This is a genomic window from Mycolicibacter sinensis (assembly GCF_001673565.1).
GTDB classification, from domain to species: Bacteria; Actinomycetota; Actinomycetes; order Mycobacteriales; family Mycobacteriaceae; genus Mycobacterium; species Mycobacterium sinense_C.
Map to the genome: position 1 here is coordinate 1 of NZ_LZMF01000144.1, position 576 is coordinate 576.

Below are 576 nucleotides of genomic sequence, written 5' to 3' on the forward strand. Positions count from 1 at the left end.
CGCAGCTGGCCCACGACGGTGTCGACCCGCGGCTGCTGCATTTCGTGTTCATCGGCGATCCGATCGGCGCCGACACCAGCGACACGCTCTGGGACCGGCTCTTCGACATGCCGATACTCAACGGCAATCTGACCCCCAACGAAGCGTTCCCGGCGACCATCTACACCTTCCCGGGTGATCCCGTCGCCGACGCCAGTTCCAACTCGATACTCGGCCTGTTCTACGAGCACGTCATGTACCTGGGGCTCACCCCCGAACAGGTAGCCGACCACACCGCAACCACCGACGGCGCGATCACCGACATCGACATCTCCGGTGACTTCGACCAGTTCGGCGCCTGGATCAACGCCTGGAGCCATGGGCTGGTCGACAGCGGCTGGTGGGAAGGCTTGTTCTACTCAGTTGTGGCGTTCTTCTACAGCGCCTTCGGCGACATCAAGGACTTCTTCGGCGACTGGATGGGCATCGACTGGAGCGGCGTCGAAGACACCCTGGACTTCTGGTTCCCGCCGGAGGCGTAGCGTCGGGGAACTCGTCGCCCACCGGGTTTCCAGCTTCCCCGCCTTCCAGTAGCCG

1 pseudogene is annotated in these 576 nt (G+C 63.7%); it reads left to right on the forward strand.

The annotated features are described in order from the left end of the window. A pseudogene (locus A5648_RS21415) lies at positions 1–521 on the forward strand (PE-PPE domain-containing protein); the annotation flags it as partial. Positions 522–576 lie beyond the last annotated feature (55 nt).